This is a genomic window from Corynebacterium tuberculostearicum (assembly GCF_022347385.1).
Classification (GTDB): domain Bacteria; phylum Actinomycetota; class Actinomycetes; order Mycobacteriales; family Mycobacteriaceae; genus Corynebacterium; species Corynebacterium tuberculostearicum_M.
Window position 1 is genome coordinate 1 of sequence record NZ_JAKRDT010000001.1, and the last position, 25,379, is coordinate 25,379.

General features: G+C 60.8%; 21 protein-coding genes. 20 read left to right on the forward strand and 1 reads right to left on the reverse strand.

What is annotated here, in order from left to right:
* The first annotated feature begins 260 nt into the window (after window positions 1-260).
* The 19 genes from mraZ (at window position 261) to MHK00_RS00095 (ending at window position 20,805) form a co-directional block, all read left to right on the forward strand.
* Window positions 261-695 (forward strand): division/cell wall cluster transcriptional repressor MraZ, encoded by a 435-nt coding sequence (mraZ, locus tag MHK00_RS00005; protein ID WP_005324499.1) that lies wholly within the window; start codon window positions 261-263, stop codon window positions 693-695.
* 158 nt (window positions 696-853) lie between these two features.
* Window positions 854-1,894, forward strand: coding sequence for a 16S rRNA (cytosine(1402)-N(4))-methyltransferase RsmH (rsmH, locus tag MHK00_RS00010; RefSeq protein WP_250409950.1), 1,041 nt, complete (start codon window positions 854-856; stop codon window positions 1,892-1,894).
* On the forward strand, window positions 1,891-2,688 hold the full coding sequence (gene ftsL, locus MHK00_RS00015; RefSeq protein ID WP_250409952.1) for a cell division protein FtsL: 798 nt from the start codon (window positions 1,891-1,893) through the stop codon (window positions 2,686-2,688). Before rsmH ends, ftsL begins: the two co-directional genes overlap by 4 nt.
* 195 nt (window positions 2,689-2,883) lie before the next feature.
* On the forward strand, window positions 2,884-4,755 hold the full coding sequence (locus MHK00_RS00020) for a peptidoglycan D,D-transpeptidase FtsI family protein (protein WP_436232058.1): 1,872 nt from the start codon (window positions 2,884-2,886) through the stop codon (window positions 4,753-4,755).
* 9 nt (window positions 4,756-4,764) lie between these two features.
* Window positions 4,765-6,300, forward strand: a complete 1,536-nt coding sequence (locus MHK00_RS00025; protein WP_250409953.1) for a UDP-N-acetylmuramoyl-L-alanyl-D-glutamate--2,6-diaminopimelate ligase — start codon at window positions 4,765-4,767, stop codon at window positions 6,298-6,300.
* Window positions 6,301-6,302: 2 nt separating this feature from the next.
* Window positions 6,303-7,832 (forward strand): UDP-N-acetylmuramoyl-tripeptide--D-alanyl-D-alanine ligase, encoded by a 1,530-nt coding sequence (locus tag MHK00_RS00030; RefSeq protein WP_250409954.1) that lies wholly within the window; start codon window positions 6,303-6,305, stop codon window positions 7,830-7,832.
* A gap of 30 nt (window positions 7,833-7,862) precedes the next feature.
* Window positions 7,863-8,969, forward strand: coding sequence for a phospho-N-acetylmuramoyl-pentapeptide-transferase (gene mraY / locus MHK00_RS00035; protein ID WP_005328919.1), 1,107 nt, complete (start codon window positions 7,863-7,865; stop codon window positions 8,967-8,969).
* A gap of 42 nt (window positions 8,970-9,011) precedes the next feature.
* The gene (gene murD, locus MHK00_RS00040) at window positions 9,012-10,403 is read left to right on the forward strand and encodes a UDP-N-acetylmuramoyl-L-alanine--D-glutamate ligase (protein ID WP_250409955.1); all 1,392 of its coding nucleotides are present in this window, start codon (window positions 9,012-9,014) and stop codon (window positions 10,401-10,403) included.
* A gap of 29 nt (window positions 10,404-10,432) precedes the next feature.
* Window positions 10,433-11,833, forward strand: a complete 1,401-nt coding sequence (locus tag MHK00_RS00045; protein WP_250409956.1) for an FtsW/RodA/SpoVE family cell cycle protein — start codon at window positions 10,433-10,435, stop codon at window positions 11,831-11,833.
* A gap of 23 nt (window positions 11,834-11,856) precedes the next feature.
* Window positions 11,857-12,957, forward strand: coding sequence for an undecaprenyldiphospho-muramoylpentapeptide beta-N-acetylglucosaminyltransferase (murG, locus tag MHK00_RS00050; protein ID WP_250409958.1), 1,101 nt, complete (start codon window positions 11,857-11,859; stop codon window positions 12,955-12,957).
* On the forward strand, window positions 12,958-14,421 hold the full coding sequence (murC, locus tag MHK00_RS00055) for a UDP-N-acetylmuramate--L-alanine ligase (protein WP_250409959.1): 1,464 nt from the start codon (window positions 12,958-12,960) through the stop codon (window positions 14,419-14,421).
* Entirely contained in the window at window positions 14,421-15,092 is a 672-nt protein-coding gene (locus tag MHK00_RS00060) for a cell division protein FtsQ/DivIB (protein ID WP_250409960.1), read from the forward strand. The genes murC and MHK00_RS00060 overlap by 1 nt, the downstream gene beginning before the upstream one ends.
* 312 nt (window positions 15,093-15,404) lie before the next feature.
* Window positions 15,405-16,724, forward strand: coding sequence for a cell division protein FtsZ (gene ftsZ / locus MHK00_RS00065; RefSeq protein WP_250409961.1), 1,320 nt, complete (start codon window positions 15,405-15,407; stop codon window positions 16,722-16,724).
* Window positions 16,725-16,748: 24 nt separating this feature from the next.
* Window positions 16,749-17,480 (forward strand): peptidoglycan editing factor PgeF, encoded by a 732-nt coding sequence (gene pgeF, locus MHK00_RS00070; RefSeq protein ID WP_150850919.1) that lies wholly within the window; start codon window positions 16,749-16,751, stop codon window positions 17,478-17,480.
* Window positions 17,480-18,178: a YggS family pyridoxal phosphate-dependent enzyme gene (locus MHK00_RS00075; protein ID WP_250409963.1), complete on the forward strand. Its 699-nt coding sequence runs from the start codon at window positions 17,480-17,482 to the stop codon at window positions 18,176-18,178. The genes pgeF and MHK00_RS00075 overlap by 1 nt, the downstream gene beginning before the upstream one ends.
* Window positions 18,179-18,282: 104 nt before the next feature.
* On the forward strand, window positions 18,283-18,735 hold the full coding sequence (locus MHK00_RS00080; protein ID WP_005324522.1) for a cell division protein SepF: 453 nt from the start codon (window positions 18,283-18,285) through the stop codon (window positions 18,733-18,735).
* Window positions 18,736-18,811: 76 nt separating this feature from the next.
* Window positions 18,812-19,105, forward strand: coding sequence for a YggT family protein (locus tag MHK00_RS00085; protein WP_005324523.1), 294 nt, complete (start codon window positions 18,812-18,814; stop codon window positions 19,103-19,105).
* A gap of 203 nt (window positions 19,106-19,308) precedes the next feature.
* A complete protein-coding gene (locus MHK00_RS00090; protein WP_250409965.1) occupies window positions 19,309-20,484 on the forward strand; it encodes a DivIVA domain-containing protein in 1,176 nt (391 codons plus the stop codon).
* Window positions 20,485-20,583: 99 nt separating this feature from the next.
* Complete coding sequence (locus tag MHK00_RS00095; protein WP_250409967.1) at window positions 20,584-20,805, forward strand: zinc-binding dehydrogenase; 222 nt, start codon at window positions 20,584-20,586, stop codon at window positions 20,803-20,805.
* 75 nt (window positions 20,806-20,880) lie between these two features.
* Here the strand turns inward: MHK00_RS00095 and MHK00_RS00100 are convergent, their stop codons facing one another.
* On the reverse strand, window positions 20,881-21,882 hold the full coding sequence (locus tag MHK00_RS00100; RefSeq protein ID WP_250409969.1) for an HNH endonuclease signature motif containing protein: 1,002 nt from the start codon (window positions 21,880-21,882) through the stop codon (window positions 20,881-20,883).
* A 288-nt stretch (window positions 21,883-22,170) separates the two neighbouring features.
* Here MHK00_RS00100 and ileS point away from each other — a divergent pair, with 288 nt between their 5' ends.
* On the forward strand, window positions 22,171-25,341 hold the full coding sequence (gene ileS, locus MHK00_RS00105; RefSeq protein ID WP_250409970.1) for an isoleucine--tRNA ligase: 3,171 nt from the start codon (window positions 22,171-22,173) through the stop codon (window positions 25,339-25,341).
* Window positions 25,342-25,379 lie beyond the last annotated feature (38 nt).

Below are 25,379 nucleotides of genomic sequence, written 5' to 3' on the forward strand. Positions count from 1 at the left end.
ACAGATATTGGTGTTACGGGTGGGGTAAGTGGGGTGGTTGTAGTGGGCTGTCAAGGCCTTTCGCGGGATTTCTTCCCACCGGAAAAACCATTATCTAGCTGCACGTAATTGAAAGTAATCCGAGGGACACGCCGCTTTAAGTGGGTTAGGTGGGGGAAAGTGGGGTAGAGTGGGGCGCAGCGGAGGAAAGAGGGGCTCAAGGGTCTCGATTCTGAAGTAAGAGAATCCGGAGTTTTTGAGTAAGGAAGGTGGACGCCGGGATGTTTCTCGGAACCTACACTCCGAAGCTCGATGACAAGGGACGTCTTACGCTTCCGGCAAAGTTTCGCGATGAACTCGCGGGTGGCCTCATGGTCACCAAGGGGCAGGACCACTCGCTGGCCGTGTACCCGCGGGAGGAATTTGCGGCACGTGCGCGGAAGGCTGCGGCGGTTTCTCGAACCAACCCAGAAGCACGTGCTTTCATTCGTAACTTGGCAGCAAGTGCGGACGAACAGCGGCCGGATGGGCATGGGCGCATTACGTTGTCCGCGGGGCATCGGGAATATGCCAACTTGTCCAAGGAGTGCGTTGTGGTTGGCTCTGTGGACTTTCTCGAAATTTGGGACGCAGCCGCGTGGGCTGAGTACCAGTCGCAAACTGAAGATGCTTATTCGGCAGCAGATGCCGATGACGTGCTGGCGGGCTTGCTCTAAGCCTGCACAAGAGTGCGTGTAAGGACTCTGTCCGAGGCGGATGATTCTGGTGTACTTCCCCGATATCAGAAACCTGCCTCGGACAGGGCCCTATACGCACTCGCATGCTTTCCACCACTGGAAGTTAGGGAATTTGAGAAAGGGGGTTGCGGGGAGACATGGCTACCAAAGACCTAAATTATGATGTGGCCGAAAACCACGGCCACGTGCCGGTCATGCGCGAGCGCATGGCTGATCTCCTGCGCCCCCAGGTAGAAGCGGCGGGGGATAAGGCAGTGCTTCTCGACGCCACCCTGGGCGCCGGTGGCCACACTCGCTACTTCCTGGAATCTTTCCCCGAGGCTCGAGTCATAGGCGTTGACCGCGATAAGCAGGCGCTGCGCAATGCATCCGAACGTCTTGCGCCCTATGGCGATCGCTTTGTCGGCGTTAATGCACGATTCGATGAGCTGGGCAGCGCCATCGCGGAAGGCGACGGCGACATCTTTGATTCGGCCCGCACCGTAGGCATTGCCGGCGCCCTTTTTGACCTTGGTGTTTCCTCCATGCAGCTAGACCAGGCTGACCGCGGATTCGCTTATAAGGCGGATGCACCGCTGGATATGCGCATGGACCCTTCGCAGGGGATTACTGCGGCGGATGTGCTTAATACCTATTCGCACGGTGACTTGGCTCGCGTCCTCAAAACCTATGGTGATGAGCGTTTCGCGGGAAAAATTGCCTCTGCCGTGTTGAAAGAGCGCGACAAGGAGCCTTTCGAGAACTCCGCGCGGCTCGTTGAGCTGCTTTATGATGTCATTCCCGCTGCGACCCGCCGTACCGGAGGGCACCCCGCCAAGCGCACCTTCCAAGCGCTGCGGGTTGAGGTCAATCGCGAGTTGGAAGCTATCGAAAATGTCCTGCCGGTCATAACCCAGGCGCTTTCAGAAGGCGGCCGTGCCGTATTCATGAGCTACCAATCTTTGGAAGACCGCATCGTTAAAGCAGCCTTCAAAGAACTGACCACTTCCAAGACGCCGGCTGGGCTGCCGATGGATCTGCCAGGCACCGCGCCGAAGTTCAAGATCGTTACGCGCGGGGCGGAAAAGGCCTCTGAAGAGGAGGTCGCGGAAAATTCGCGAGCCGCGTCGGTGCGTGTTCGTGCCATCGAAAGACTCGAGGGAATGCCAGAATTTCTACCGCCGGGAGGCAGGCAATGAGCACCATCCCACGCCGCAACCACCTAAAGACTGACAGCCGCGACAGAGAGGCCACTCGCACCATGGGCGCCAGCCGAGACTTCACCACCGGAATCGATACCGGAGCCCCGACGGCGCTGCGCGAGCGTCCCAGCACTAAGCGTGCTCCGAGCCGCACTCGCGTGCCGCACCGCAGCACGAAGCGCCTAGGCTCGAAGCAGGTAGTGAGCTTCCGCGGCCGTCAGCTGCAGCCGCAGCCGAAGAAGAACGGGCTCCTTACCCGTTTGGGCGTCATTTCCCTCACCCTGCTTATCGTCGGTGTGGCCTTGGCCATGTGGCTGTCGGGTCTGTCTACCAAGCAAACCTTTGCCATCCAGCAGCTGACCGTGCAGGATTCCCAACTGGATAACCAGATTGAGACCCTCAACCGCGATGCAGAAAACCTCAGCTCTTCTGCTGATATTGCGCGCCGCGCGGACAAAATGGGAATGGCCATTCCCAAGCAGCCGGGCATTGCGGAAGTCGGCGGCGATGGAAAGATCGTCGACAAGCGCGAAGGCACCCCGGATACCGAAAAGCTCATTGATGTCAACGGTGAACCAATCCGCCCGGGCCAGGCTTCTAGCGACCCAAAGGACACTGAGGGGATGTCGGATTCCCTCAATGCCGTGCCACAGGGACAGCAGCGCACCAGCAATGGTGGCGATGCCGGCGACCGCAACTCGGACCGCGAGACCGGCGATGCCGGTGCCGCCCAAGACAATGCGCGACCTAACCTTCCTGCCCGTGCGCCGTATGCCAGCCGCGCCGAGTAGCTAGAGAAGAATAATCGGTGAAAAAGATGATGCTCGCGCGTGGTGGCGCGGGCATTCTCACTTTTGTAGGGCACAATCAATACACGCAAGAAATTGTGGCGGAAATAGGGAAGGTGACACTGGACTGTGACTACGCCAAGTAAGGCTAGGCGCCGCCCGCGCCGCTCTGCCAGCTCCGCGGTGCCGCAAAAGAAAATGATGCGCAAACGCCTGCGCATCATCGTATCCGTGGTGCTCGTGGCGATGGTCGTCCTCGCTGGGCGCTTGGCGTGGGTGCAGCTTGTGTGGGGCCCAGACCTTTCCGCCAAGGCCGTAACGCAGCGCGAGCGCGTCTATATTGAGCCGGCCCGTAGGGGAGAGATCTTAGACCGTGATGGCCAGCGCCTCGCCTACACGATGAAGTCTCGTTCCTTGACTGTCTCGCCGACCCGACTTCGCGATGAGCTAAAGGACAAGGCCGAGATCGAGGCCCAAAACGATGGCTCGACCGAGGGCATGGATGATAAGAAGCTGGATAGCTTCCTCACCAAGAAGATGGAGGAGACCCTCAAGGACATGTCTGAGGGAATCCCGAAGCTGATTGAGGATTCCGGCGCCTCGACCTCCAAGGTGGATAAGGACGACATCCTCAATAAGCTCAAAGCCGATACCCAGTATGAGGTACTGGTGCGCAACGTCGACCCGGACGTTGCCGTAGAGATCGCCAATAAGTACCACGGAGTGGCAGCGGACCGCCAAGACATTCGCCAGTACCCCAACGGCGCCATTGGCGAAAACGTTGTGGGCAAGGTGTCGATGGACGGCCATGGACAGTTCGGTTTCGAGGCCGCGCGCGATACGGAACTTACTGGCATTGACGGCCAGTCCACCGAGGACGTATCCGCAGATGGCCAGGTGATCCCGGGCACTCTGCGGGACGTCGTGGATACCGTTGATGGTCGCGACGTCACCCTCACTTTGGATCTGGACCTGCAGACCTACGTTCAGCAAAAGCTGGAAAAGGCCAAGGCCAACTCTAAGGCTTCTGGTGCGGAAGCAGTGGTCCTCGATGCTGCCACCGGCCAGGTCCTTGCCATGGCCAATACCGATACCGTGGATCCCAATAAGAATGTTGAGGATCAGCTTGATGAGGGTAAGGACTTTGAAAACCGCAGCGTTTCCCATCCTTATGAGCCGGGGTCTGTAGCCAAGGTGGTTACCGCGGCTGCTGCATTGCAGGAGGGCGTGACCACCCCGGATGAGGTGCACCAGGTCCCCGGTTCCATCGATATGGCGGGCGTGACGGTCAATGATGCCTGGGAACACGGCACCGAGCCGTATACCACCACCGGCATCTTTGGTAAGTCCTCCAACGTCGGTACCTTGATGATCGCCGATAAGTTGGGCCAAGAGAAGTACGCCGAGTACCTCAAGAAGTTTGGGTTGGGCAATACCACCGGTATTGAGCTGCCGAACGAATCGGCCGGCAGCGTCCCAGACTTGGAGCAATGGTCCGGCGGCACCTTCGCTAACCTGCCTATTGGCCAGGGCCAGTCGTGGACCACCTTGCAGATGGCCAGCGTCTACCAAGCGTTGGCCAATGGCGGCGAGCGTATCGAGCCGCGCATCATTGACTCGGTCAAGGGCCCAGACGGCAAGGACGAAAAGCTAGAGGAACCGGAAAAGAACCAGGTGGTAAGCCCGGAGACTGCCAAAACCACGGTGGATATGTTCCGCGCCGTCTTCCAGGACGATGATGCCGGCCTGCAAAATGGTACGGCCGGCAATGCGCAGCTTAAGGGCTATCAGCTTTCCGGCAAGACCGGTACGGCCCAGAAGGTGGACCCAAATACCGGGGCGTATTCGAATTCCGCCTATTGGATCACCTTTGCCGGCATTGCGCCGGCCGATGATCCGCGCTTCGTTGTTGCCGTCATGCTGGATGAGCCTAAGTCCGGCGTGGAGGACAATGGAGGCGGCGGCCAGTCGGCGGCACCTATCTTCCGTGATATCGCCTCGTGGCTACTTAATCGTGACAATATTCCGACTTCGAAACCAGCACCGCGGCTGACCCTGCGGGCACAATAGGAGCTTAGTATGACCGTTTCTTTGGATACTCTCGCCCAGCTTTCCGGTGGGCGCGTCATTGGTGATGCCTCCGTGGAGGTCTCCGCGTGCGGGCTGGATTCTTCCCGTTTGCCGGAAGGCGCGCTCTTTGCTGCCTTGCCGGGCACGCGCGTACACGGCGCGCAGTTCGCTCGCGATACCAAGGCTGGAGCCGTGCTTACCGACGCCGCTGGGCTCGACCTGCTTACCGAGGCCCAAGAGACCCGCCCCATCTTGGTGGTGGAGGATATTCGTGCCGTGCTCGGCCCCATTTCCGCCGAGATTTACGGCCACCCCACCCGAGACTTGACGGTTATCGGCGTTACCGGCACCTCCGGCAAGACCACCACCAGCTACCTGCTGGAGGCCGGCCTGCTCCACGCCGGGCATTCTGTGGGCCTTATCGGAACCACCGGTACCCGTATCAACCGCACGCCGGTTCCCACCTCGCTCACCACGCCTGAGGCGCCGACCCTACAAGAGCTTTTCGCGCGCATGAAGAACGAGGGAGTTACCCATGTGGTGATGGAAGTGTCCTCGCATGCGCTGGAGCTCGGACGCGTGCGCGGAACTCGGTTTGCGGTAGGCGGGTTTACGAACCTGAGCCAGGACCACCTCGATTTTCACCCCACAATGGAGGACTACTTCCAGGCCAAGGCGAAGCTTTTTGCTGGGGAACAGGCGGCCGAGCGAGCCGTCCTCTGCATCGATGATGAGTGGGGCGAGCGCATGCGCGGCGTCGCCAAGAGCGCGGGCCACGAAGTGACTACGGTGGACACCCAGGGCGCTGCGGCCACGATCAGCGCGCGCCAAACCGCCACCGAGGCCACCGGTGCCCAAGAGGTAGCCCTGGACTATGACGGCGCCAATTTCACCTTCCGGCTGCCGCTACCTGGCGAGTTCAATATCGCCAATGCGTGCTTGGCACTCGGCATGGCCACCGCGGTAGGAGAGGACCCAGCGGAGTTCCTATCGGGAGTGGAGAAGGTCGCAGTCCCTGGCCGCATGGAGCGCATCGACCGCGGCCAAGACTTTGTGGCCGTAGTGGACTACGCGCATAAGCCCGCGGCCATCGCCGCGGTGCTCGACACCCTGCGTGGTCAGCTGGAGGGAACCACAGGTCGCGTCGGCATTGTCGTCGGCGCCGGCGGAGACCGCGATAGCTCTAAGCGGCCCATCATGGGCGCAGCCGCAGCCAGCCGCGCTGACCTTACCGTGGTGACCGATGACAACCCGCGCTCCGAAGACCCCGCCACCATTCGCGCGGCGGTGGTGGAGGGCGCGCGTGACGCCGCCCCGCAGGGCGATATCCGCGAGGTAGGCTCCCGTGCCCGTGCCATCGATGAGGTCGTCGATTGGGCCGAGCCGGGCGATGCCGTCATCGTCGTGGGCAAGGGCCACGAGGTGGGACAGCTCGTGAACGGAAAGACGTTGCACTTTGATGACCGCGAGGAAATGGCCCGCGCCATCGGGGAAAAGCTGGCCGGAACCCCGCACCGCGATACCCTTGGGGATGCGAAGGAGTAGACATGATTCCACTTTCTATTGCCGATATTGCCGAAATCACCGGGGGCAGCCTCGATTGCGTGTCTGACCCAGACCAGCGCGTTACCGGGTTCATCGAATTCGATTCCCGCAAGGTGACAAAGGGCGGGCTCTTCCTTGCCCTGCCTGGTGCCCGAGTGGATGGCCACGACTATGCAGAAAAGGCCATCGAGCAGGGCGCAGTGGCGGTGCTGGCGGCGCGGCCGGTGGGGGTTCCGGCGGTCGTCGTCAAGCCGCAAGGCCGCGTTACCGGTGATGCCGCCAATGCCGATATCTATGCCCACGACGAGGACGGCTCGGCCGCCGCGGTGGTGCAGGCGCTATCCGATATCGCGAGAGAAGTCACGCGCCGCCTGACCGCCGAGCAGGGCCTAGACATCGTCGGCGTGACCGGCTCGGCCGGAAAGACCTCCACCAAGGACCTACTGGCCACAATCTTCCGCGCTGAGGGCGACACCGTCGCTCCTCCCGGCTCCTTTAATAACGAGGTCGGCCTGCCGTATACCGCTTTGCGCTGCGATGAGCACACCCGTTTCCTGGTTGCCGAAATGTCTGCCCGCGGCATCGGTCATATCCGCCATCTGACCACCATCACCGCGCCCACCGTCGGCGTGGTACTCAATGTTGGTACCGCACACTTGGGTGAGTTTGGCTCCCGCGAGAATATTGCCCAGGCCAAAGGCGAGCTCGTGGAAGCCTTGCCCTCGGCCGCTGAGGGCGGCGTCGCTGTGCTCAATGCCGATGATCCCGTCGTCGCCGGCATGGCGCCGCGCACCTCAGCCAAGGTCGTCTACTACTCGGCCAATAAGCCGCCGGCTTCCGACGCCCAGTACTACGCCAGCGATATCCAGCTCGATGACGTCGCCCGCCCCTCGTTTGTGCTGCATGCGCCGGGAACGGACCCACTTCCGGTGAAGCTGCAGGTCTTTGGCAAGCACCAGGTTTCTAACGCTTTGGCAGCGGCCGCCGCGGCCATCGAATCGGGCATGGACCCGCAGGTGGTAGCCAACGCGCTATCCGGGCACCAGAATGCCTCGGAACACCGCATGGACGTGCGTACCCGCCGCGATGGAGTAACCACCATCGATGATTCCTATAACGCCAACCCCGATTCCATGCACGCGGCCATTGCTGCGCTGGCCTATACCTCGGCCGCCCGACCGGATGCCCGCGCCATCGCCGTGCTCGGTGAGATGGGCGAGCTCGGCGGAGAAGCAGTGGCCGCCCACCGCGCATTGGGAGAGGTGCTTTCCAAGTACCATGTTGACCACCTCGTGGCCGTGGGAGACAACGATAATATGAGGGCCATGGTTGAGGCCGCACAGGCGCGGGGTATAAATACTACTATCAGCCCGGATGTTGACGCCGCTGCGGCGGCGGTCGAAGACATCATTAGGGTAGCGCCTGCCGGCATCGAAGATTGGACGGGGCGCGAGGCCAAAGATGTAGTCCTCATCAAGTCATCGAATGCCCAGCGCCTGTGGCGCGTGGCAGAACAGCTCAATCGCCATTAGTCCTCAGTACAAGGAGAAAGACCTCTAGCAATGACTCAGATCATTATCGCGGGCATCCTCAGCTTCCTCGTCGCGATCTTTACCACTCCCATGTTGGTGCGCTACTTTTCCGGTGTAGGCAAGGGGCAAGAAATCCGCGAGGACGGACCGCAGCTGCACCTGCGCAAGCGCGGCACCCCCACCATGGGCGGACTGGCGATTTTGCTGGCCATCACCGTGGCCTACCTCGTGGTAGGAATTTACGCCCGCGTGACCGGTAACGGTGGTTTTAGCCCCTCCGGTCTTTTGGTCTACTTCCTCACCATGGGCCTGGGCGGTCTGGGTTTTGCCGATGACTTCATCAAGCTGTTCAAAAAGCGCAACCTCGGCCTGAACAAGACCGCCAAGCTGGTAGGTCAGCTGGCCGTGGCGCTCATCTTCGGCATCCTGGCGCTGCAGTTCCCAGACGAGCACGGATTGACCCCAGCGTCTACCAACCTTTCCTTCGTTCGCGATTTTGAAACCTTCGACATCGCCGTGGGCGGCGCCATCATCGGCACCATTGTTTTCCTGGTCTTTCTCTATCTACTCATTGCTGCGTGGTCGAACGCCGTGAACCTCACCGACGGCCTCGACGGCTTGGCCGCAGGCACCACCGCGATGGTGATGGGCGCCTACGCACTGATTTCCTTCTGGCAATTCCGCAACTCTTGCGCCGTCTCGCCAGCGGCAGGGTGCTATGAAGTTCGCGATCCGCTCGACTTGGCCGTACTGGCTGCAGCCGGCCTGGGCGGTTGCTTGGGCTTTTTGTGGTGGAATGCCGCACCGGCAAAGATCTTCATGGGCGATACCGGTTCGCTTGCGCTCGGCGGCCTCGTCGCCGGCCTCTCGGTGACGACTCGCACCGAACTGCTCATGATCATCATCGGCGCCATCTTCGTGATTGAGACGGTCTCCGTCGTCATCCAGATCATCGTCTTCCGCAGCACCGGAAAGCGCTTCTTCCGCATGGCGCCCATCCACCACCACTTTGAAAATGGTGGCTGGGCTGAGACCGCCGTGGTCACCCGCTTCTGGCTGTTGAGCGCCATGGCCGCCATTGCCGGCGTATGCATCTTCTACGGCGACTGGCTGTCCGCCGTCGGCTTTGCTTCCTAAGACTCACGCCTTTTTAGCTTTATCGAGGAAAGAGGAATAGAGATGACCGAGTTGCCATCCTCGTTGCGCGGGCGAGTGCTCGTGGCCGGGGCGGGAGTATCAGGGCGCGGTTGCGTCGCTATGCTGGCAAGCCTCGGGGTGGATACCACCGTGGCAGATTCCAACCAGACCGCGCTGGCGGAATTGGCGGAGGAATACGGGGTAGCAACCGTCTACGTCGATTCTGCCGCCCAAGGCGATTTTGACCTTGTGGTTACTTCGCCGGGCTGGCGTCCCGATTCGCCTTTGTTGGTTGCTTTCCAGGACGCTGGGGTAGAGGTTATCGGTGACGTGGAGCTGGCCTACCGCCTGGATCGTGCGGGCGTCTTCGGGGCGCCGCGCACCTGGCTGGTAGTTACCGGAACCAACGGCAAAACCACCACGACCGGTATGTTGGCCCAGATCATGCAGGCAGATGCCAAGCGCACCGGCAAGCGCGCACTGGCGGTGGGCAATATCGGCGTGTCGCTTTTCGACGCCCTCACGGCCACCCCTCGCGTCGACGTTCTCTGCGCCGAGCTATCTTCTTTCCAGTTGCATTGGTCCAGCCATGTGCGCCCGGATGTGGGCGTGCTACTGAATTTGGCTGATGACCACCTGGATTGGCATGGTTCGTTCGATGCCTATGCCCGCGCGAAGGCCAAGGTGCTCTCCGGTGACGTCGCTGTGGTGGGCAAGGATGACGCCGAGGCGGTCCGCTACGCCGCGGATACCACAGACCTCTTCGGCTTTACCGCCGCTGAACCCACACAGGGAGAGGTGGGCGTAAGTGCCGGCCGTCTTGTTTCGCGGCTTAACGAGCAGCGCGAGGCTCTCGCGTCCGCAGAGGGCATTGAGCCCGCCGGCCTGGCAGGAGTCCTAGACGCTGCGGCCGCAGCCAGCGTCGCGCGTCTGGCAGGCGCCACCCCGGAGTCCATTGCACAGGGGCTGGCAGCGTATACCGTGGCCGGGCACCGCGGCGCTGTGGTCCATGAGCATTCCGGCATCACGTTCATCGATAATTCCAAGGCCACCAACCCACATGCGGCGGATGCTGCGCTCAAGGGGCTCAATTCCGTGGTCTGGATTGCCGGCGGGCAGTTGAAAGGCGCGGAGGTGGACGGGCTCGTCGCCAAGCACGCCGCCCACATCAAAGCCGCGGTAGTCCTGGGCGTGGATAGGAAAGAGGTTGCCCGGGCCCTCGCCGCCCACGCGCCGCATGCCTCGGTGGACGTCATCGAAACGCAGGAGCCTTTCGCAGCCATGAATGCTGCGGTGGAGGCTGCACTGCAACACGCCGACGCCGGGGATACCGTTCTTTTGGCGCCCGCTGCGGCATCGTTGGATATGTATACCGGCATGGCTCAACGCGGTGATGTTTTCGCCGCGGCCGCGCGGGAGCTTACCCGTAAGTAGAGCTTTAGATTTAAGGATCAGGAGAACACATGACGGCCACCTCCCAGCAGCGCCCGCGCTCCAAGAGTTTTGGCGACCGCGTTCGCGAGCTGCGCGAGCGAGCCCGCCAGGAAGCAGGCCTTGATTACCAGCTGCTGCGCTTTATCATCTTCTTCCTCGTGGGCATCGGCGTGCTCATGGTCTTTTCTTCCTCCATGGCTACTTCCCTCACCGAGGACGGCGGTGTATGGAACCAGGCATTGCGCCAGTGCGTGATGGTGTTCTTGGGCCTCGTCGCCTTTTGGTTTGGCCTCAAGGTGTCGCCTCATACCCTGCGCAAATGCGTGCCGTGGATTGTGGGCTTGTCCATCATTTTGCTCATCGCCGTGCTGATCCCCGGCGTGGGCACCGGCCGCGAGGAGGTAGGTTCCCAGTCCTGGATTTACTTGGGCCCGTTCTCCCTGCAGCCCTCGGAGCTTGCCCGCATCGCCGTAGGCATGTTTGGTGCGACGGTATTGGCGGATAAGGAGCACAAATCCATGAAGGTGACAGATCCCTTCATGATGTACTCCCTCATCGCCGGCGTTATGTTCTTGCTCATCGTCTTTCAGGGCGACTTGGGCATGGCTTTGTCCTTTGCCCTCGTGGTGGTCTTCACTCTGATTTTCGCGGGTGTCGACTGGCGCGTTCCGGCGACCATCGGCGTCGCAGCCGTGTGTGGTTTGCTGTTTATCTTCCTTTCCGGCGGCTTCCGCTCCAACCGCTTCCACACCTATTTCGACGCCCTAGTGGGCAATATCTCCGATACTCAAGGTACGGGGTTCCAGTCCTATCAGGGCTTTCTCTCGCTTGCCGACGGCGGCTTCTGGGGCGTTGGCATTGGCCAATCCCGTGCCAAGTGGTTCTACCTTCCCGAGGCGAAAAATGACTTTATTTTCGCCATCGTGGGTGAGGAACTCGGCTGGTGGGGCGGTGCGCTCGTCATCGTGCTATTCGCCGCACTGGGCTATGTGGGCTTGCGCACCGCGATGCGCGCACAGAACCAGTTCCAGTCCCTGCTGGCCGCAACGTTGACCATCGGTGTGGTCACCCAGGCCTTTGTGAATATTGGCTACGTCATTGGCCTGCTGCCGGTGACCGGTATTCAGCTGCCCATGATTTCTGCCGGCGGTACCGCGGCGATCATCACGATTGGCTCGATGGGCATCCTGTGCAACGTGGCGCGTCACGAGCCGATGCAAATTTCTGCCATGCAGAACTTCGGCCGCCCGCTGTTCGACCGCCTCTTGTTCATCGGCGAGCCGCAGCCAGTGCCGAAGCCGAAGAAGAAGCAGCAGGGCCGTCACGCCCGTCCGCAGGAGCCGCGATCCCGCGTGCGCGAGGAGCGCTTTGGCCGCCCCGTGACCGGAAGCGGCCGCCGCTATCCGCGCGCCGAGCGCCGCTATCGCTAGGTGGCGCTGGTAGCCTTTAGGCTATGAATTCCACGCCTATTTCCGTCGTCATCGCAGGTGGCGGCACCGCCGGACACATTGAACCCGCCCTCGCCGTAGGCGAAGCTTTGCGTGAGCGCCACGGCGCACGCATCACCGCTCTCGGTACCGAAAAGGGCCTCGAGCGCGATATTATTCCCGCCCGCGGCGTGGACCTTAGCCTGATTACCCCCGTGCCAATCCCGCGCAAGGTCAACGCGCAGCTCTTCAAGCTACCGTTCAACCTCTCCCGCGCGGTGGGGGAGGCCAAGCAGGTACTCAAAGACGTCGAGGCGGATGTCGTCTTTGGCACCGGCGGCTACGTGGCCGGGCCGGCCTATATCGCTGCGCGATCCCTCGGCATCCCGTTTTATGTTCTCGAGACCAATGCTTTGGCTGGAATGGCCAATAAGCTCGGCGTGAAAATGGGCGGCATCGGACTCAACGCACACCCAGATTCCGGCATGCCGGGCGAGGTCGTCGGCATCCCCGTTCGCCCGAGCTTGGCGGAGGACCCGAATGGCAACCTGGCCGCAGACGCGCGCACCAAGTGGAACCTGTCCGAGCTTCCCACCATTCTTATCACCGGCGGGTCCCAAGGCGCGGCCAGCATCAACCGCGCTGTTGCCGGAGCGGTAGAGGACTTGGCACAGGACTTCCAGCTTCTGCACGCCTACGGCAAGAAGAATGACCCGCCCGCAGAACACCCGAACTACGCCGCACTGCCGTATATCGAGGACATGGGCTCCGCCCTTGCGGTGGCTGACCTCGTCGTGTGCCGCTCCGGCGCGATGACCGTCGCCGAAGTATCCGCCGCAGGCCTGCCGGCCATTTACGTTCCGCTGCCGCACGGCAATGGCGAACAGGCGCTCAATTCCCGCGACGTGGTCGAGGCAGGCGCCGCCATCCAGATTCCGGACGCGGAGCTGACCCCAGAGCGACTCATCTCCGAGGTGCGCGGCATTCTCGATGACCCGCAACGCCTCGAGTCGATGACGCACGCCGCCTCCCATGCCAGCGCCGGAGACGTGGCAAATACCATCGCAGACCGCATCGCCACCCGCGTATCCGAGGCCGAAGACGCCGCTGGAAGGAAGGATAAGTAAATGACCGATCCCGCACACTACGATCTGCGCCGCGTCCACCTCATCGGCATTGGTGGTTCCGGCATGTCGGGGCTCGCGCGAATCCTCGCCGCTCGCGGCGGAGTGGTTACAGGTTCCGATGTCAAAGACTCCACCCCGGTTGAGGTGCTGCGCACCATGGGTGCCAAGGTCGCCATCGGCCACGCCGCGGAAAATCTGCGACTGTCTGGTGAACTGCCCACCGTCGTGGTTACTTCTTTTGCCGCCATTCCCCAAGACAATCCGGAGCTAGTAGCCGCAAAGGATAACGATATCCCGGTAATTCGCCGCTCCGATCTGCTCGCCGCGTTGATGGAAGGCCACCAGCAGGTGTTGCTGGCTGGCACCCATGGCAAAACCTCCACCACGTCGATGACCGTGAGCGCGATGCAACACGCGGGTCTCGATCCTTCCTTCGCCATCGGCGGCCAGCTCAATCGCGCGGGCACCAATGCCCACGGTGGCACCGGGGAAGCTTTCGTCGCCGAAGCCGATGAATCTGATGCCTCCCTGCTGCGCTATAGCCCTGACGTCGCGGTGCTCACGACTATCGAGCCCGATCACCTCGACTTCTTCCACAGCGAGGAAGCCTATTTCCAAGTCTTCGATGACTTTGCTGACTTGGTTACCCCGGAGACCGGCTACCTCGTTGTGTGCGCTGAAGACGAGCACGCTGCCCGGGCTGGCGAGCGGGCACTCGAGCGCGGCATCAACGTCGTAGCCTATGGCTCGCCGGAGAAGTCTTTTACCTCTACCGTGCCGTTGGCCGCCGAGCTGGTGCGCGAAGATACCACCGCGGAAGGCATGGACACCACCGTCAAGCTCGACCTTCCTGGCGTTTCTGAAACCGTGCGCTACGAGCTGCAGATCCCAGGCCACCACATGGTGCTCAATTCCATGGGTGCCTTGATCGCCGGTGTGCTCTCCGGTGGCGCTCCAGCCGCCATCGCCGAGGGATTGGCTGACTTTGGTGGTGTGCGGCGGCGCTTCGAGTACCGGGGGAGCGTCGACAAGCAGGGCAAACCCGTGCGCGTCTTTGATGATTATGCGCACCATCCCACCGAGGTTGCGGCAGTGCTGCGGGCCGCCCGCGCCAAGGTCGAGGCGGAAGGCCACGGCGGGCGCGTTATCGCGTGTTTCCAGCCGCACCTGTACTCGCGCACCATGGAATTCGACGCCGAGTTTGCCCAAGCACTCTCGCTTGCCGACGCCGCCGTGGTACTCGACATATACGGCGCTCGCGAGCAGCCCGTGGAGGGAATTACCTCCCGCATCATTACCGATAAGATGCCCGCTGATATGCAGGTCATTTTCGAGCCGGATTTTTCCGCCGCCGCCCGCGACGTCGTGTCGGTGGTGGAGCCGGGCGATGTGGTGCTGACTATTGGTGCTGGCTCGGTAACCATGGTGGCGGCGGAAATCCTCGATGAATTGCGGGCAAGCTAGTGCGCGTCTCCGCAAAGCTCATCGCTGGGGTCATCGCCGCAATCGTCGCCGTGGCCGTCATAGCGGCCGCCGTGATGTGGACAGTTCCCGTCCTGAAGGTACGCAATTTTCACGTCGAAGGCGTCCACCAGCTCGATCCCGCGCAGGTGGAGGAAGCCTCTGGGGTTCCCAAGGGCGAAAATTTGCTGCGCGTTAACGCGCGTGAGGCAGCTTCCGGCGTTGCTGGATTGGACTGGGTCGATTCGGTGACAGTCTCTCGCGATTTCCCTTCGACCTTGACCATCAACGTGGCCGAGCACAAGGCCGTGGCGTTTGTAAAGCGCGATAATAAGCCCTACCTGATCGATGATAAAGGCGAGGAATTTACCTCCGCTGAGCCTCCCGCGGGCGCGGTTGAGGTGACGGGCTCCGTCGATAGCGGCTCCCCGCAAACCCAGGATGCGGTGCGTGCGATTGCAGCGCTTTCCGACGACGTCCGCAACCAAGTAGCAAAGCTGGAAGTGGCGGGCGAATATTCGCTGACTTTCACCACCAAAGATGACCGGCGCATCTTCTGGGGTGCCAGCGATTCTAACGATGAGGACAAGGCGCATGCCTTCGCCACCGTGTTGAAGATGGAAGGCCGCGAGTGGAATATTTCCAACCCTGAGTTGGTCACCACCCGCGGATAGGGCGACGGGTGCCCCCGCAGGTGCCTTTATCGCTCTTGTGGGCCCGTGCAGCACCGCTTAGGCGTGTGCGCTGCACGGGCTCTTTTTAGTGCCTGAACCGTGGGGCGGATGATGCGGGTGTGACTTATAAAACCGCAGGTGAGCAACCCTAAAGTGGAACTTGAGGGTCTCGACACGCGGAAAATGTGCGTGAAAATTACACCGCTGTCGTTAAAGATGGAAAGGAACGCGATTCGCCTTCGGCGGAGCGCATTACATTCCTCGTTTAATGCACGTGCAGACTTAAAGTAGCGAAAGGTGAGACCTACTCACATGATCTCTTCCAATAACAATCTCGCGGATATCAAGGTCGTCGGCGTCGGCGGCGGCGGCGTCAACGCCGTCAACCGCATGATCGAAGAAGGCCTCAAGGGCGTTCAGTTCGTCGCCATCAACACCGACTCCCAGGCCCTCATTTTCTCTGACGCAGACACCAAGCTCGACATTGGCCGTGAGGCCACCCGTGGCCTCGGCGCCGGCGCTAACCCTGAGGTAGGAAAGACCTCCGCAGAAGACCACAAGTCCGAAATTGAAGACGCCCTCGAGGGCTCCGATATGGTCTTCGTGACTGCTGGCGAGGGTGGCGGCACCGGCACCGGTGCTGCTCCGGTCGTGGCGTCTATCGCGAAGAAAATGGGTGCGCTGACCGTCGGTGTTGTCACCCGCCCGTTCAAGTTCGAAGGCGCTCGCCGTACCCGCCAGGCCATGGCCGGCATTGAGGAGCTGCGCGAGGTCTGCGATACCCTCATCGTCATCCCGAACGATCGCCTGATGCAGCTCGGTGGGGAAGAGCTCTCCATCGTTGAGGCTTTCCGCGCTGCCGATGAGGTGCTGCACAATGGTGTGCAGGGTATTACCAACCTGATTACCATCCCGGGCATGATCAACGTCGACTTTGCGGACGTTCGCTCCGTCATGTCTGACGCTGGCTCCGCGCTCATGGGTATCGGTTCCGCCCGCGGTGATAACCGCGCCATGACCGCTGCTGAGCAAGCCATTAACTCCCCGCTGCTGGAATCCACGATGGAAGGTGCCAAGGGCGTGCTGCTGTCCATCGCTGGCGGCTCCGATCTTGGCCTGCACGAAGTAAACGCCGCCGCCTCCATGGTGGAAGAGCGCGCCGACGAGGACGTCAACCTCATCTTCGGTACCATCATCGACGACACCTTGGGCGATGAAATCCGCATCACCATCATCGCCACCGGCTTCGATGCCGAGGCCAATATGACCCAGGCCGCTGCGCAGCAGCAGCAGCCGCAGGAACAGCGCAAGCCGGGTTCCCTTTTTGATAATCGCCAGCGCGAGGCCGCAGAGCCCGTCACCCCGGCACCGGCGCAGCCTGCTGCCGCTCAGCCGGTACAGGATGACTACTCCCCGCGCCACTCTTACGAGCCGCGCGCCGGCCAGGAGCGAGAGCGCTACACTCCGCAGCGCCCTGCCGAGGAGCGTCGCCCAGAATCTAGCGGTCTGTTCACCAACTCTGACCGTTTCTCCCGCGAGGAGCGCCGCGATGACTACCGTTTGTCCCGCCCATCGCAGCGTCGTGACGATGACGGCGACGACGATCTGGACGTGCCTTCCTTCATGCGCTAAGCGCAAAGCGCTACGCTGGTGTGCATGCCAGTAAACGAGGAACATCGCACCACACGCCCCGTCCGCATGGTTTTTACTAGCCGTGCTGGCGGGGCGTCTGCTATTCCATACGACTCCTTCAACTTGGGGCACCACGTCGGCGATGACCCCGCCGCGGTTGCCGCTAATCGCGAGCGCCTGAAGCGCGTGACCGGTCTGGACGACATTGTGTGGATGGAACAGCTGCACACAAATACCGTCACCGTCGTCGATGGTCCACAGGACGAGCCCGTGCCAGCCACAGACGCAATTGTCACCACCCAGCGACGCCTCGGGCTAGGCGTTCTCGTTGCGGATTGCACGCCGGTGCTGCTTGTCGACGTCGCCGCTGGCGTCATTGCTGCCGCCCACGCCGGCCGCTTGGGCGCCCGCAACGGCATTGTGGTCAATACCGTGCGCGAAATGCAGAAGCTTGGCGCACAGCCCGAGCGCATTCAGGTGGTTATGGGGCCGGCTGCTTCGGGAAAGAACTACGAAGTGCCTGAGGAAATGGCCACTGACGTCGAGCGCCGCTTGCCCGGCTCCAAGACTCGGACGTCGAAGGGCACGTGGGGCATCGATGTGCGCGCAGGGCTGATTCGCCAGCTCATGGGGCTAGGTATCACCGCGATTGAATCCGACCCGCGCTGCACCATCGAAGACGAAGACTTCTTTTCCTATCGGCGCGAAGGAACCACCGGCCGCCAGGCTGGACTAATTTGGTTGGAGGCTAAGTAATGTCAGACCGAAAGGCACAGCTAGAACACAACCTATCGGACACCCGTGCCGAGATTGAAAGGCTAGCAGCGCAGTCAGGGCGGAAACCGCCGCAGCTGTTGCCGGTGACGAAATTTCACCCAGCTGCGGATATTTCCCTGCTGGCAGATCTAGGAGTTACCGACGTCGCCGAAAACCGGGAACAAGAGGCCCGTGCCAAGGCCGCTGAGCTGCCGCAGCTGCGTTTCCACATGATTGGCCAAATCCAGACCAAGAAAGCCAACCATGTAGCCCGATGGGCGGCCAGCGTGCATTCGCTTGATTCCCTCAAACTCGCCCACGCACTGGAGCGAGGCGTTTCCTTAGCCAAGGAACGAGGCGAGCGCGAAGGTAATCTGCCAGTTTTCATCCAAGTCTCCGTCGACGGCGATGGGGCTCGTGGTGGTGTAACTCCAGACGTACTCGATGAGGTCGTGCGTGCCGTAGAAGACGCGCAGCACTTGGAACTTGCCGGACTCATGGTGGTTCCGCCACTTGATGCCGATGCTGGCGAGGTATTCCGAAACGTCCGCGGAGAGGTAGATCGCTTGTCATCTGAGCTCGATCGACCGCTGAAAATGTCTGCTGGCATGAGTGCGGACATGGCCGAGGCAATTGCTGCGGGCAGTGATATCGTGCGTGTCGGAACCAGTATCATGGGGCCGCGGCCAGTAGGTTAAAAACATCGCAAAAGCGCATTTCACGGCGTAAATCACATGAGTCACACCAGACACATTTTACGCGTTTAGACTTGTACAAATTTAGGTCAGAGGGAGACCCAAAAATGTCATTCATTGATAAGACGAAGGATTTCTTCGGGCTGGGCCCGGTGGACATCGAAGAAGACGATGCCTACTACAACGAGGAGCCGCGTTACTCCGAAAATAGCTCCTCGGCCTACGCACCTCGCCGCGCCCCGCAGTCCTACGAGCCGGCCCCGGTACAGGAGGAATTCGTCCCGACCATCGTGGCCATCTCGCTGACGTCTTTCAATGATGCCGCCAAGGTAGGCGAGCCCTTCCGCGACGGCGATGCCGTTGTCTTCGAGTTGACTGACGCCGAAAAGGCCACCGCCAAGCGTTTCATCGACTTCGCTGCCGGCCTCTGCTTCGGCCTAGAGGGGCGTATGCTCAACCTCACCAAGGGTATGGACACTGAGCGCAAGGTCTTTTCCATCGTGCCTAAGTCTGCGGACATTGCAAAGCATGAGCTCGAGCGCGCCGCAGGCCTGCGCTAAAGCAGCACGTTTCATTTAGCCCCCGTGGGGTGCCGATTGGGCATCTGCGGGGGTTTATTCGATAGGCTCGGTTATTGTGACACAACTCGGAATTATTCTTATCCTGCTCGTGCGGATCTATACGTGGGTGCTCATCGCCCGCATCATTATTGAGATGATCCAGTCCTTCTCGCGGCAGTTCAACCCTCCACGCTGGTTTATGGTTATAGCGGAGCCTCTGTTTGTGATTACGGATCCGCCGGTCAAGGCGTTGCGCCGCCTGATCCCGCCTCTGCAAATGGGTGGCGTAGCGCTTGATGTATCGGTGCTTGTACTGTTCGTCTTGCTGTCGATACTCACAATGATCTTGCAGATGATTTTTCTGACGTAGCACCCCCGTCGCCTCGAAACCTGTGGTAAACGTTGAGACTCGGCGGGGCGTCGATTATTGTGGGCGTTTGGTTACGATAAATCGCGATAACCCGTATTATGAACCACATGTACCTTTGTGGGGAAGGTTTAGTTAGACCTGAACCGCACTCCTAAGGCCCTGGAAGCTCCGGGGTTGTACCAACCTGAAGGGGAAGAGAAGACATGCCACTGTCACCAGCTGATGTTCACAACGTCGCGTTCAGCAAGCCGCCGATTGGCAAGCGCGGCTACAACGAAGACGAGGTGGATCAGTTCCTCGACCTCGTAGAGGACGCCCTTGCCCAGTTGCAGGATGAGAACGAAGACCTGCAGGCGCAGGTTAGCGATTTGAACTCCCAGGCCAAGGCGGGTGCTGGCGCCGGTGCTGCTGGTACCGCAACTGCGGCTTCCACCCGCACCGATGAGGCTGCGCTGCGCAAGGAGATTGAGGCCAAGCTGCGCGCCGAGTACGAAACCAAGCTGGCGGACTCCAAGTCCGAGGTTTCCCGCGCTAAGGAAGAGACCAAGAAGGCACAGGAGCAGGTTAAGGCTGCCCAGGCTGAGGCTTCCAAGGCGCAGGCGTCTGGCTCCGCTGCTGCTTCCTCTTCTGCAGACCTGAAGGCAGCCCGCGAGGAGGCTGCTCAGGCGAAGAAGGATGCAGAGGCAGCCCGCGCGGAGGCAGCACAGGCTAAGAAGGAACTCGAGGCTTCCAAGAAGGAAAACGACGAGCTGAAGAAGTCCGCTTCCGCAGCTGGTTCCTCCAAGGCTGGTGCAGCGGCAGCGGGTATCGCAGGTGCTGGTGTTGCACAGACCGCCGATGGCCTGGCTACCCCGGAAACCCACATGCAGGCTGCCCGCGTTCTGGGTCTGGCACAGGAGATGGCAGACCGCCTGACCTCCGAGGCTCGTGCGGAGTCCGAGTCCATGCTGTCCGAGGCACGCACTGCAGCCGAGAAGCAGCTGACCGATGCAGATTCCCGGTCCAAGGCACAGCTTGCCGACGCCCAGAAGAAGTACGACGCCCAGCTGCAGGACGCAGATTCCCGCTCCAAGAAGCTGGTATCTGACGCTGAGGCTAAGGCAAAGCAGACCGAGTCTGATGCTTCCTCCCGTGCAGAGGCGCAAATCCGTCAGGCTGAGGAGAAGGCCGCGTCCCTGCAGGCTGATGCCGAGCGCAAGCACACCGAGGTTATGAACACCGTCAAGCAGCAGCAGACCGCACTGGAGGCTCGCATCTCCGAGCTGCGCACCTTCGAGCGTGAGTACCGCACTCGCCTGAAGACCCTGCTGGAGTCTCAGCTGGAAGAGCTGGCTACCCGCGGCACCGCCGCACCGAACGGCGAGGCTGGCAACAACTAAGCCACCCCGTTCTTCCTAGCGCCCCCGCCACCGCGGCGGGGGCGCTATTGTTGTTTTAGACCGTCGTGCTTTAGCCCGCTCCTACCGAAAGGAACCACTGTGCTCGTTGCCGCTTTAGTTCTCGCCCTCGTGGCATTCGTGGCCTTGGTCAACTTCGTTATCTCGGGAGCCGACTGGTCGTTGTATATCGTTTTTGCCGCCGCCGGCATCGGACTCGTGTGCTTCATCCTGGACTGGGCGCATAAACATCGCACCGACAAAGCCAAGGCAACTGAATCCCCCGAGCAGGAGGCGCTGCGCGCAGCCTTCCGCGAGGACTAGCACCGCCGGCCCCACATCTCTCGCATGCAGGCATGCCAATAAGGCGCGCGAGGCGCCTTATTTCGCAGTCGGGTTCTAGCAATCGGGCGGTTGCCACCGAATCTGTCCGTTGGTACGGGCAAGTCGCCCGCGCAGCGGAGGGGCATTGGGATCGTCATCGTTGGCGCCATTGTGGTACGCGCAAGCTGTGGATAAGTTCGCGATATTGGTCAATCCACCGTGCAACCACGGCTCCAGATGGTGAATTTGGCATTCGTCGGCAGGCTTAGCGCAGCGCGGCCATGGGCATACCGGATTTTCCGCACCCGCCATCAACCGCTGCTTAGCATTGGCGAAGCGCTCCGTGCGGTACAGGTTCACCGCGCCTTCATAGGGGCTCACCAGGGTAATGAGCCCATGCTCCTTTAACGTGCGGCGCACATACTGCGCTCCCGTAAGCGTTGCTCCGTTGGTCATCTGCAAGGTGATTTCCTCGCCATCACCGTTGACGATGCGCACGTAGTCTTCCAAGCGCACGATGACATTGGTTACCACCGTGCTTCGTTGCCCCGTATCGCTGCCGAAGAAGGTATCTTCCACCACATCCAGCGGCTTTTTATCCTGGTTCTCCACCGCCGCGTGGAGGTCTGCAATGAACGAGGACGAGCCGTCGATAGCTAACGTCCACGGCGCATCCTTGCGGCGGATGATGCGTACACCAGGCTTTACCTTGCGCTTTTTCTTCGGAACCTTGGATTGCGCCAGCTTTTCTAGTGCCGCTGCTGTGGCCTTGGTGGTGCATAGCTGTTCGCGGAGGACCCATGCGTCGAAAAGCGTGGGCATCTTGCGTGCATACTTTTCAATGATGGATAACGCAACGATGGAATGCCCATTGTGCTGAGCTCCTTCGATAGCACGACGACGCTTCCTTGTGAACTTGGTCGTGCCGCAGTACGCCTCTTTGAGCAATGCCAACTCGCGGGCCGTCTTTTCAGCGGCGCCACGCGCGCAGAGGTCGTCCTCGGACATGCCTGCGCACCCGAGGACGATGTCCATCCCGGGTGCCATGGCTGCGAGGTAAGTATCTAGCGCGTTCACGACTCACAATTTATTTCCCCGCGCAAGCCCCCACAAGGGAAAATTTTTCGCCTGTGGATAACTTATTGTGCACGAAGATTCTGGGGCGCTATACTGTGGCCTACACGCAGTGATCCGGCCATCACCGGGGAGCAATTCAGAAGAACAGCCAGTGTGGCCCAGTAGAACTGGACGGGTGGGACCGTCAACTCCTTCACCGAAACGAAGCGGAGCCTTCGGGCTCAAGCAGGGTGGTACCGCGAGCCTTGATGGCGCGTCCCTGCACCGTGTTAAGAGTGAAGGATAATTATGGCGAAAAAGGTTTACCCCAAGGTCGACATGACTGGCGGCTCCAGCCGCTTCCCAGATATGGAAGAGGAAGTCCAGAAGTACTGGAAGCAGGATGATACCTTCCAGGCTTCGCTAGAAAAGACCAAGGACTGCCCAGAGTACATTTTCTACGATGGCCCTCCATTCGCAAACGGCTTGCCGCACTATGGACACCTGCTGACCGGTTATGTGAAGGATATCGTCCCGCGCTATCGCACCATGGCTGGCAATTACGTGCCTCGTGTCTTCGGCTGGGATACCCACGGTCTGCCCGCTGAGCTGGAGGCGGAAAAGCAGCTGGGTATCACTGAAAAGGCGCAGATCGAGGACATGGGCTTGGAAAAGTTCAATGAATACTGCGCTAAGTCCGTGCTGGAATACACCGACGAGTGGGAAGAGTACGTCAACCGCCAGGCCCGCTGGGTGGACTTTGACAACGGCTACAAGACCATGGATATCAACTACATGGAATCGGTCATGTGGGCGTTCAAGGAGCTCTATGACAAGGGCCTCATCTACAAGGGCTTCCGAGTTCTTCCGTACTCTTGGGCGGAGCACACTTCTTTGTCCAATCAGGAGACCCGCCTGGACGATTCCTATAAGATGCGCCAGGATCCAACCCTGACCGTTACCTTCCCAGTGGAGGGCGCGCGCGCGGGAAGCGCGGCAGAAAAGACGTTGGCGGAGCACCCTGCGCTTGCCGACGCCTCCTTCCTCGCCTGGACCACCACCCCCTGGACCTTGCCTTCGAACGAGGCCTTGGCGGTTCATCCAGAGGTTACTTACGTGCTCTTTAAGGCTACGGAGGGCGATTTTGATGGCCGTACCTTCATCATGGCGGAAAACCTGTTGGCCACCTTGGAGAAGGAACTAGGGGAGGCCGAGGTACTGGAGACGTTTACCGGCGCGCAACTCGAGGGCTTTACCTATGAGCCTATCTTCGGCTTCTTCCCGGATCTGCGCAATGCCTACCAGGTTTTGATCGCTGATTACGTCACCACTGAGGACGGCACCGGTGTGGTACACCAGGCTCCTGCGTTTGGTGAAGACGACATGAATACCACCAATCAGTACGACATCGAGCTGGTCATCCCGGTGGATGAGGACGGTAAGTTCACCTCGCAGGTTCCGCCGTATGAGGGCCAGCTGGTCTTTGATGCGAATAAGGACATCATCAAGGACTTGAAGGCTGCTGGGCGAGTGGTGCGCCACGTAACCATCGAGCACTCCTATCCGCACTCGTGGCGCTCGGGCGAGCCGCTTATCTACATGGCGCTGCCGGCCTGGTTCGTGAAGGTGACCGAGTTCCGCGATCGCATGGTGGAGCTCAACCACAAGGAGATTGAGTGGCTGCCGGAGCACATCCGAGATGGCCAGTTTGGCAAGTGGCTCGAGGGTGCGCGCGACTGGAATATCTCCCGTACCCGCTACTGGGGTGCGCCTATCCCGGTGTGGATGTCCGATGATGACAACTATCCACGCATGGATGTCTACGGCTCCTTGGATGAGCTGGAGCGCGATTTCGGTGTCCGTCCGGAGTCGCTGCACCGTCCGCATATCGACGAGTTGGTGCGCCCGAACCCGGATGATCCGACCGGTAAGTCGATGATGCGCCGCGTGCCAGACGTGCTGGATTGCTGGTTTGAGTCCGGCTCGATGCCCTTTGCGCAAAAGCACTACCCATTCGAGAATAAGGAATGGTTTGAGACCCACTCGCCGTCCGATTTCATCGTGGAGTACTCCGGTCAGACGCGTGGTTGGTTCTATGTGATGCACGCGCTGTCCACCGCGCTTTTTGATCGCCCGGCGTATAAGAAGGTCGTGGCCCATGGCATCGTGCTGGGCAACGATGGCCTTAAGATGTCTAAGTCCAAGGGCAACTATCCGAACGTCAACGAGGTCTTTGATCGCGATGGCTCGGATGCCATGCGCTGGTTCCTGATGTCTTCGCCTATCCTGCGCGGAGGCAACCTCATCGTGACCGAGCAGGGCATTCGCGAGGGCGTGCGCCAGGCGATCTTGCCTATCTGGAATGCCTATACCTTCCTGCAGCTCTACGCAGAGAAGGAAGCAAAGTTCGACACCAGCTCCACGCATGTTTTGGACCGCTATATCTTGGCCAAGACCCACGATGTCGTGGCCAATGTCAACGCGGCGCTTGCCGATACCGATATCGCCACGGCAACCGAAGAAGTGCGCCTGTTTGCCGACGTCCTGACCAACTGGTACGTTCGTCGCTCGCGCGATCGTTTCTGGGAGGGCGAGGACGCCCATCCTGAGGCGTTTAATACCTCGTACACCGTGCTGGAGACCGTGACTCGCGTGGTGGCACCGCTGCTGCCGCACGTGGCAGAGGTTATCTACCGTGGACTGACCGGTGAGCGTTCGGTGCACCTGGCGGATTACCCGCAGGCTGCGGACTACCCGTCCGATGCAGGTCTTGTCTCTGCGATGGATGCGACTCGCGCGGTCGCTTCGGCTGCATCCTCGGTGCGCAAGTCCAATAAGCTGCGCAACCGTTTGCCGCTGCCGAAGCTGACGGTGGCTCTCAATGGGGCGCAGCGCCTGGCGGACTTTGCCGATATCATCCGCGACGAGGTCAACGTTAAGGAAGTTGAGCTCACTGACGACGTCGATTCGGTAGGCACCTTCCAGGTTGTCTGCAACGCGAAGGTCGCCGGCCCGCGCTTGGGCAAGGACGTGCAGCGCGCCATCAAGAACCTCAAGGCGGGCAACTACGAACGCCGCGGCGAAGAGGTCGTAGTGGACGGCGAAATCGTGCTTGGCCCGGATGAGTACACCGAGCGCCTGCAGGCAGCGAATCCGAAGTCCACCGCGCGTATCGAGGGCCTTGACGGCCTGGTAGTACTCGATACCGAGGTGAGCGAAGAGCTCGAGGCCGAAGGCTGGGCAGCGGACGTTATCCGCGGCCTGCAGGATGCCCGCAAGGCTTCTGGGTTCGAGGTCTCGGACCGCATCGCGGCCGTGCTCTCTGTCCCAGAGGAGAAGAAGGCCTGGGCGGAGCGTCACGCCGACCACATCGCCGGTGAAGTGCTCGCCACCGATTTCCAGGTGACCACCGAGGCGCTTGATGGTGCGGACGTGCACGAGGTGGTGAAGGGGGTTAAGGCTACCGTCGTTAAGCAGTAGCGCCTTAGCCGCCACCTAAAAGTAATTGCCCAGCCTTA

What these genes read in the sequence shown, in the direction of transcription:
- mraZ (WP_005324499.1), top strand. Translation starts at nt 261, where the DNA reads ATGTTTCTCGGAACCTACACTCCGAAGCTCGATGACAAGGGACGTCTT.
- rsmH (WP_250409950.1), top strand. Translation starts at nt 854, where the DNA reads ATGGCTACCAAAGACCTAAATTATGATGTGGCCGAAAACCACGGCCAC.
- ftsL (WP_250409952.1), top strand. Translation starts at nt 1,891, where the DNA reads ATGAGCACCATCCCACGCCGCAACCACCTAAAGACTGACAGCCGCGAC.
- MHK00_RS00020 (WP_436232058.1), top strand. Translation starts at nt 2,884, where the DNA reads ATGATGCGCAAACGCCTGCGCATCATCGTATCCGTGGTGCTCGTGGCG.
- MHK00_RS00025 (WP_250409953.1), top strand. Translation starts at nt 4,765, where the DNA reads ATGACCGTTTCTTTGGATACTCTCGCCCAGCTTTCCGGTGGGCGCGTC.
- MHK00_RS00030 (WP_250409954.1), top strand. Translation starts at nt 6,303, where the DNA reads ATGATTCCACTTTCTATTGCCGATATTGCCGAAATCACCGGGGGCAGC.
- mraY (WP_005328919.1), top strand. Translation starts at nt 7,863, where the DNA reads ATGACTCAGATCATTATCGCGGGCATCCTCAGCTTCCTCGTCGCGATC.
- murD (WP_250409955.1), top strand. Translation starts at nt 9,012, where the DNA reads ATGACCGAGTTGCCATCCTCGTTGCGCGGGCGAGTGCTCGTGGCCGGG.
- MHK00_RS00045 (WP_250409956.1), top strand. Translation starts at nt 10,433, where the DNA reads ATGACGGCCACCTCCCAGCAGCGCCCGCGCTCCAAGAGTTTTGGCGAC.
- murG (WP_250409958.1), top strand. Translation starts at nt 11,857, where the DNA reads ATGAATTCCACGCCTATTTCCGTCGTCATCGCAGGTGGCGGCACCGCC.
- murC (WP_250409959.1), top strand. Translation starts at nt 12,958, where the DNA reads ATGACCGATCCCGCACACTACGATCTGCGCCGCGTCCACCTCATCGGC.
- ftsZ (WP_250409961.1), top strand. Translation starts at nt 15,405, where the DNA reads ATGATCTCTTCCAATAACAATCTCGCGGATATCAAGGTCGTCGGCGTC.
- pgeF (WP_150850919.1), top strand. Translation starts at nt 16,749, where the DNA reads ATGCCAGTAAACGAGGAACATCGCACCACACGCCCCGTCCGCATGGTT.
- MHK00_RS00075 (WP_250409963.1), top strand. Translation starts at nt 17,480, where the DNA reads ATGTCAGACCGAAAGGCACAGCTAGAACACAACCTATCGGACACCCGT.
- MHK00_RS00080 (WP_005324522.1), top strand. Translation starts at nt 18,283, where the DNA reads ATGTCATTCATTGATAAGACGAAGGATTTCTTCGGGCTGGGCCCGGTG.
- MHK00_RS00090 (WP_250409965.1), top strand. Translation starts at nt 19,309, where the DNA reads ATGCCACTGTCACCAGCTGATGTTCACAACGTCGCGTTCAGCAAGCCG.
- ileS (WP_250409970.1), top strand. Translation starts at nt 22,171, where the DNA reads ATGGCGAAAAAGGTTTACCCCAAGGTCGACATGACTGGCGGCTCCAGC.